At 57.9% G+C, this 6514-nt stretch carries 9 protein-coding genes; 3 read left to right on the top strand and 6 right to left on the bottom strand.

Features of this window, described 5'->3' with window-relative positions; all coding sequences use genetic code 11:
* Nucleotides 1–823 (bottom strand): Gfo/Idh/MocA family protein (locus ACH2EH_RS02390; protein WP_395138541.1); only part of this gene is annotated, 823 nt, incomplete at its 3' end.
* Between the two features lie 85 nt (nt 824–908).
* Between ACH2EH_RS02390 and ACH2EH_RS02385 the strand changes: the two genes are divergently transcribed.
* The 3 genes from ACH2EH_RS02385 (at nt 909) to ACH2EH_RS02375 (ending at nt 3007) form a co-directional block, all read left to right on the top strand.
* The gene (locus tag ACH2EH_RS02385) at nt 909–1757 is read left to right on the top strand and encodes a helix-turn-helix domain-containing protein (protein WP_395138539.1); all 849 of its coding nucleotides are present in this window, start codon (nt 909–911) and stop codon (nt 1755–1757) included.
* Nucleotides 1758–1786: 29 nt separating this feature from the next.
* Nucleotides 1787–2104 carry a DUF1963 domain-containing protein gene (locus ACH2EH_RS02380; RefSeq protein WP_395138536.1) on the top strand — a complete coding sequence of 106 codons (318 nt, stop codon included), beginning with the start codon at nt 1787–1789 and terminating at the stop codon, nt 2102–2104.
* Nucleotides 2105–2350: 246 nt separating this feature from the next.
* Nucleotides 2351–3007, top strand: coding sequence for a peroxiredoxin (locus ACH2EH_RS02375; RefSeq protein ID WP_395138534.1), 657 nt, complete (start codon nt 2351–2353; stop codon nt 3005–3007).
* A gap of 111 nt (nt 3008–3118) precedes the next feature.
* On the opposite strand, the gene ACH2EH_RS02370 is transcribed toward ACH2EH_RS02375, so the two are convergent.
* From ACH2EH_RS02370 to ACH2EH_RS02350, 5 genes are all read right to left on the bottom strand, one after another.
* Complete coding sequence (locus tag ACH2EH_RS02370) at nt 3119–3310, bottom strand: hypothetical protein (protein ID WP_395138530.1); 192 nt, start codon at nt 3308–3310, stop codon at nt 3119–3121.
* A gap of 178 nt (nt 3311–3488) precedes the next feature.
* On the bottom strand, nt 3489–3875 hold the full coding sequence (locus ACH2EH_RS02365) for a hypothetical protein (protein WP_395138527.1): 387 nt from the start codon (nt 3873–3875) through the stop codon (nt 3489–3491).
* The gene (locus ACH2EH_RS02360) at nt 3872–4144 is read right to left on the bottom strand and encodes a hypothetical protein (RefSeq protein ID WP_395138524.1); all 273 of its coding nucleotides are present in this window, start codon (nt 4142–4144) and stop codon (nt 3872–3874) included. Before ACH2EH_RS02360 ends, ACH2EH_RS02365 begins: the two co-directional genes overlap by 4 nt.
* A 76-nt stretch (nt 4145–4220) precedes the next feature.
* Nucleotides 4221–6032: a translation elongation factor 4 gene (gene lepA / locus ACH2EH_RS02355; protein WP_395138521.1), complete on the bottom strand. Its 1812-nt coding sequence runs from the start codon at nt 6030–6032 to the stop codon at nt 4221–4223.
* A gap of 79 nt (nt 6033–6111) precedes the next feature.
* Nucleotides 6112–6514 (bottom strand): hypothetical protein (locus ACH2EH_RS02350; protein WP_395138519.1); only part of this gene is annotated, 403 nt, incomplete at its 5' end.

Raw genomic sequence — 6514 nt, 5'->3', positions numbered from 1 at the left:
GGGCGACGGCTCCGGGCGGCGCGTGCGTTACGGAGACGCCGTCGTCGTAGTTCTGGATGATCACGCCCTCGTCGCCGTAGATCTCGCAGGTGTTCTCTCCCGCGAGTGTGACGGAGGAGTTGAAGAGTACGCCCATCGCGCCGGACTCCCAGCGGTACAGAGCGATCCCGGTGTCGTCGGGGGCGACGGTCGTGAGAATATTATCTATCTCCGCCATGACGCTCACGGGCTTGCCCATGATCCAGTAGAGAAAGTCGGCGGCGTGGACCGCGTCATCGAAGAACATTCCGACATTGGCGACGGGGTCAATGTGCCAGGCACTCGGGCCGGTCGCAATCGTGGGATTGAAGAGAAAATTAATGCAGTGCCGCCGCCGTAGTGAACCGACGCGCCCCACGGCTCCCTCCTCAATCCACTTCTTGATCTGCTGGTTGAGCGGATCGCAGCGCATCTGAAAGGCCATCTGAAAGTGGACACCCGATTTCTCCACGGCCTCGATAATCCGATCACAATCCTCCAGCGTCGTCGCCATGGGCTTCTGGCAGAGAATGTGCTTGCCCGCCGCGCACGCCGCCTCTGCAAGCTCCGCGTGCCTATTCGTCTCGGAAGTGATGATCACCGCGTCTATGTCAGGCCGCGCGACGAGGTCTTTATAATCGGCGATGAACTCCATGCCGAAGCGCTCGGCGGCTTCTCTGCCACGGGCTTGGTTATCATCCCAGACGGCAATAAGCTCGGCATCAGGGAAGTTTTTAAGCTGCGCGCAGTAGGCATTGATATGGCCATGCGCAAAGCTAAGAACACCAATACGTATTTTCTTCATTTGGACTGCTTTGTACCTTGGATGCATTCTACGTCAAAATCTACAGAAGGAAATAGGCCGTTGCTGTCGAAAATATAGCACTATCTTGACTGATTCCCCGCGACGAATCCATGGGCGGCAGATTTTTGGCGACGGGCCGCTTCCGCTCTATGTCCATCGGCACAACTTTACCGGGACACTGGCGCCGCACGATCATGACTTTATGGAAGCCGTTCTGATCTTGAGTGGCACGGGAATCCACCGAACGGTGCAGGGGGACACGCAGCTTCAGCCCGGACAGGTGCTCTTTCTACGGCCCGGGACGTGGCATGCGTACCTAGACTGTACGGCGCTCGACTACGTCAACTGCTGCTTTGGCACCGAGCTTCTGCGCAGTGAGCTGCGTGGCATGCTCGACGAGCCGTTGCTTGCACGCACAGGGGAAATCACTCTGGAGCCAGACGATCTTGACATTTGTCGGGGCGCACTGGAGGCAATTGAGCTGTCGCGCAGTGCGCTGGAGAAGCTGGGCTATCTTCTTGTTTTTCTGGCACGGCTCGCCCAGCGCGTCCCCAGTGTGCCCACGGCAATCCAGCTACACTCGGGCACGGTGGCAACCAAATCCCAGATGGAAGATGCGCTGGCACACCCGTGGACACTGACCGAGCTTGCCGCGATTGCGTGCCTGGAGCCCACGTATTTCGTCCGTCGCTTTCGTGCCGACACCGGCCTGCCGCCCATGGTCTGGCTCGCAAGACTTCGCGCCGAGCGCGCCGCGACGCTACTTTTGCAAACGGCACTCTCAGTACAAGAAATCGGGGAGCGCGTCGGCTGGAGCGACCTGAGCTACTTCGCCCGCCGCTTCCGCGCCCACTTCGGATGCAGCCCCCGCGCCTACCGCGTCCGCCTCGGGCAAGCACAAGCCATCAGCGCCGGTCTCGCCTACACCAGGTAGAATTTCCCTCAGGAAGGTTAGGGTGTCGTATGAATCGTGCCGAAATTCGGCAACATATTATTGCAGCAGGGTTGGAAGCCTACTTGCCACAGTTTGAGGAAGTGATTGTGCCGACCATTGATTTGTTTGACTCTGGGCTTCGTGGAGATGATATTCCCATCGGTGGTTCCAAGCGCGACGGAAAACCCGATTTGCCACCGGAGTTTATCTGGCCCGATGATGCCAGCGGTATGCCAATGGAGTTTGTTTTGCAGATCAATCTGAAAGAGGCTGCGGCCTTAGATTCGGAAGGACTTCTGCCGAAAACGGGCCTACTTTCCTTCTTCTTGAGCTGCGATGTCAACTAGCCAATTCCAATTGCTTCATGGAAAGAGCCGCGTGAGGGGAAGCGTGAAGCCGGGCAGAGTGTCGCCGCCGTCGAAGATGCTCTCGCGGGTGAGAAGCTCCGGGTCGGTTTTCTCGTCTCGCATTTCTTTCTCTTGCCTCTTGAGAGTTGGGCAAAACAAATATACTTCACTTGCGAGGGAGGCACCTGAATTTGTAGGAAGGACTTTGGTCTTCTCCTCGCGAACGAGGGTTCAGGAGGCATAGACATGTCATTACGAATTGGCGACGAGGCACCGGATTTCACGGCGGCGACGACGGAGGGAGAGCTTCACTTTCACGAGTGGATCGGGGACGGCTGGGCGATTCTCTTCTCCCACCCGAAGGACTTCACGCCCGTCTGCACCACCGAGCTAGGCTACATGGCAAAGCTCAAGCCCGAGTTCGATACGCGCAACTGCAAGATTATTGGCCTGAGCACCGATCCCGTTTCGGATCATGTTGTCTGGGTTAAGGACATTGAGGAAACCCAGGGCCAGGCTCCCAACTACCCGATGATCGGGGATACGGACTTGAATGTCGCCAAGCTCTACGACATGATCCACCCCAACGCGAGCGGGGATGCCAAGCGCACCGCCGCCGATAACGCCACCATTCGCTCGGTGTTTTTGGTGGGGCCGGATAAAAAAGTTAAGCTGATCCTGACCTACCCGATGACCACGGGCCGAAACTTCGATGAAGTGCTGCGTGTCCTAGACTCGATCCAGCTCACGGCCAAGCACAAAGTGGCGACTCCCGTGAACTGGAAGCCCGGCGAGGACGTGATCATTGCGGGCTCGGTCTCCAACGACGAAGCAAAAATCAAGTACCCCGACGGCTGGAAATCTCCCAAACCCTACCTGCGGATAGTCGCGCAGCCCAAGTAACCCCACCCGAACCCACCCGGCCACTCGCACAGCTCGCGTCCACCCTCCCTTGCGGCAAGGGAGGGTGCCGAAGTGAGGGACGAACGAAGGCGGGTGGGTTCGCGGCTCCGTTCAGTGGCCGGATGGGGTCTGAGTCGCATTTTTGTAGATATCCATCGCCAGAAACACCAACCACCAGACATTGAGCAGCACCCCGAGCAAGATCAGAGTGACCCCTTGCTGCCGTGCCTTCTTCAAGCGACGCGCACCCAGCCACACCAGAAAACCACCCACAATCACGCACAGCACAAAAAAACGGGCCATTTAGGTTTGTCTCATGGTTTTACAGTGTAAAGTGACGTGTTGGGAGCGTGCAGATCGCGTTCTGGGTGCCTCGCTTCGTGGATCTCCGTGAGTGCGATAAAACCGAAGCGCCGTTCGTTGACGTCATAGGAGCCTATTGGGTAGTAGCCGCCAAAACCCGTCAGCATCATCGTTTTTGTTAATCCTCCTCTGATTCCAGAAGGCGGATGCTGACTTCGCCTGCATGGGTAACTGCAATGCGTAGCTCGCAATCCAACAAAAGCATCATTCCTACCAGGGGAGTGCTTTCTCCCTCTTGAGCCATGATGTAGCGCTGTTCTCCCATCCAGTCCACGCGGAGAGGGTAGTAGTTTGCGTCTTGGAGTGAACCATCCGCTAGCTCAACGGAAAGGGTTCCGACGGGTTCCAATCCCAGCTCCGTAACGAGGGCTTGGGAGAGAGCGAGGAAGTCATTGAAGCCCGTATCGACGACTGCCTCAATAACGACTTCCTGTCCCTGAAACCCATGTAAAGTGAGAGAGATGAGCGGCTCCAGACGGTTGGAGAGTGTACCGTGTAGCGTCATTTCTCTGGGGTCATGCGCCCATTGCGAGTGAATGTTGCGCGGTAGCCAATACGAAGCGTGGTAATCACCGGATCGGGGTGCCGCTCGCGCAGTCGTAGCGTGGTCTGCACATGGCTGTTGCCGATCTCGTAGTCACCGGAGAGAATATCCAACGAAAGAAACTGGCCCTGGTTTTGTGGCGTATCCACAAGCTCACGAAGACTCTGTTCGTAGAGAACCCGGCCCCGGGCTGCTATCTCTTCTGTCGGGAGCTGTGTTTGAGCACTCATAATTCTAACTTCCTCATGGCCCGAAGCGGCCTTCACAGCCGCAGGCTCTCCAGCCCCGCCGTTCCAATCGGCGGGACTAGTTCCCCAGCTTTAGCACACTCATAAACGCCTCTTGGGGAATCTCGACATTGCCGAACTGCTTCATGCGCTTTTTTCCCTCTTTTTGCTTTTCCAGCAGCTTGCGCTTTCGGGAGATATCGCCACCGTAGCACTTGGCAATGACGTTCTTGCGCATGGCGGAGACGCGCTCGGCGGCGATGATCTTGCCGCCAATCGCGGCCTGGAGCTTGATCTCAAACATCTGGCGCGGCAGAATCTCCTTGAGCTTCTCAACGAGTAGCTTGCCACGAGGGAAGGCTTTGTCGCGGTGCACCACAAAGCTGAGCGCGTCCACGGGGTCGGAGTTGACTTGCACATCCACTTTCACCAGCGGGCTGGGTCGGTATTCGGAGAGCTCGTAGTCGAAGCTGGCGTAGCCTTTCGTGCGGCTCTTGAGCTGATCGAAGAAGTCCATGATGATCTCGCCCAGAGGCAGCTTGTAGTGGAGCATGACGCGGCCTGGCGCGGGGTACTCCATCCGGTCCTGAATGCCTCGGCGCTCGCGGCCCATCTCCATCACGGCGCCCACGTAGGCAGTCGGGACGATAATCATGGCGTCGACGTACGGCTCCTCCATGCGCTCGATAGTCGTGGTATCGGGCCAGTTGGCGGGGTTGTCCACGATCTCCATGGTGCCGTCGGTCTTGTAGATATGGTAGATGACGCTTGGGGCCGTGGCAAGGAGGGCTAAATTAAACTCACGCTCCAGCCGCTCCTGAACGATCTCCATGTGCAAGAGTCCCAGAAAGCCGCAGCGGAAGCCAAAGCCCATCGCGGCGCTGCTCTCCGCCTCGAAGCTCAGGGCCGCATCGTTGAGCTGCATCTTGGAGAGCGCCTCGCGCAGGTTGGGGAAGTCGTTGGAGTCGTGGGGATAGAGGCCACAGAAGACCATCGGCTTGGCGGGACGGTAGCCAGGCAGCGCCGCGATTCCCTTGCCCTCGCGCCCGGCCACGGTAATCGTATCGCCAACACGGGCATCGGTGACGGACTTGATGGCGGCGTGGAAGTAGCCCGTCCCCCCCGCGCGCAGCTCCTCGGCGGGCTTCATACGCGGTGCAAATGTCCCCACCTCGCTCACCGGAAACTCCTTACCCGTGGCAATAAAGTGCACTTTGTCGCCCGCTTTGAGGGTGCCGTCCACGATACGCACATACGCTACAACGCCCAGATAGCCGTCGTAGTGGCTATCAAAAACCAGCGCCCGTAGCGGCTTGGTCGGATCACCCTGCGGCGGGGGAACTTTCCGCACCACGGCCTCTAAAATCTCCTCGATACCGATTCCCTCTTTGGCGCTGCACGGAATTGCCTCCGTGGCATCAATGGCGAGCACGCTCTCGATCTCCTCCGCCACACGGTCCGGGTCGGCGGCGGGTAGGTCAATCTTATTGATGACCGGGATGATCTCCAGCTTCGCGTTCATCGCCAGATTCGCGTTAGCCAGGGTCTGCGCCTCGACACCCTGTGCGGCGTCCACTACTAAGATCGCGCCTTCACAGGCATTGAGAGACCGTGACACTTCGTAAGTGAAGTCTACGTGGCCGGGCGTGTCAATCAGATTGAGCTCGTACTCCAGCCCATCTTTGGCGGTGTAGGCCATCCGAACGGCGGCCATCTTGATCGTGATGCCCCGCTCGCGCTCGATATCCATCTGGTCGAGAAGCTGCGCCTGCATGTCGCGCTTGTCCACCGTGCCGGTAAACTCCAGCAGGCGGTCGGCGAGCGTGGACTTACCGTGATCCACGTGGGCGATAATACAAAAATTACGAATACGATCTTGGGGAACAGCCATAGCCCTTCATTATATCGTGTGCCGCCCCGTGAACGGGGCGTCGCCCTTCGGGAAACAAAGCCCGTGCCGGGCTAGGGAGTTATAGCTGAAGAAGTTTCGCAAACTCCTCAAAGGAAGAAGCGACGTAGACCCAGCGATTGTTTTTGCCATAGGGCGACCAGTGGTAGCGAATCACGGAAGGATTGTCGAGGCTCTTGCGATAATCCAGCGCAATGGGAGCGTCTGAGCCGTGGCCGAAATCGCCAATGATCACAGCACGCGCAAAGTCAATATCACCTGGAGGAGCTTCTTCGTCGGGCTCTCCGCGAAAATAATCAAGATTACCCAGAGACCCCTCAGGTTTGCCAAAGGGAGGCCGATCAAAGAAAAGCTTGTGCTCTTCGGGTGCAAACCGCTGGATATGCTCCAAAGGCGTTTCCTGATAACCGGCCTGCCAGCGGCCCAGCTGAATCAGTATGATCAGTGATTCGGGGATGGGAAGG

The organism is Armatimonas sp. (assembly GCF_043760365.1).
GTDB lineage: Bacteria > Armatimonadota > Armatimonadia > Armatimonadales > Armatimonadaceae > Armatimonas.
This window is presented reverse-complemented; position numbering and strand designations above follow the sequence as displayed.

What these genes read in the sequence shown, in the direction of transcription:
- ACH2EH_RS02380 (WP_395138536.1), top strand. Translation starts at nt 1,787, where the DNA reads ATGAATCGTGCCGAAATTCGGCAACATATTATTGCAGCAGGGTTGGAA.
- ACH2EH_RS02375 (WP_395138534.1), top strand. Translation starts at nt 2,351, where the DNA reads ATGTCATTACGAATTGGCGACGAGGCACCGGATTTCACGGCGGCGACG.
- ACH2EH_RS02370 (WP_395138530.1), bottom strand. Translation starts at nt 3,310, where the DNA reads ATGGCCCGTTTTTTTGTGCTGTGCGTGATTGTGGGTGGTTTTCTGGTG.
- ACH2EH_RS02365 (WP_395138527.1), bottom strand. Translation starts at nt 3,875, where the DNA reads ATGACGCTACACGGTACACTCTCCAACCGTCTGGAGCCGCTCATCTCT.
- ACH2EH_RS02360 (WP_395138524.1), bottom strand. Translation starts at nt 4,144, where the DNA reads ATGAGTGCTCAAACACAGCTCCCGACAGAAGAGATAGCAGCCCGGGGC.
- lepA (WP_395138521.1), bottom strand. Translation starts at nt 6,032, where the DNA reads ATGGCTGTTCCCCAAGATCGTATTCGTAATTTTTGTATTATCGCCCAC.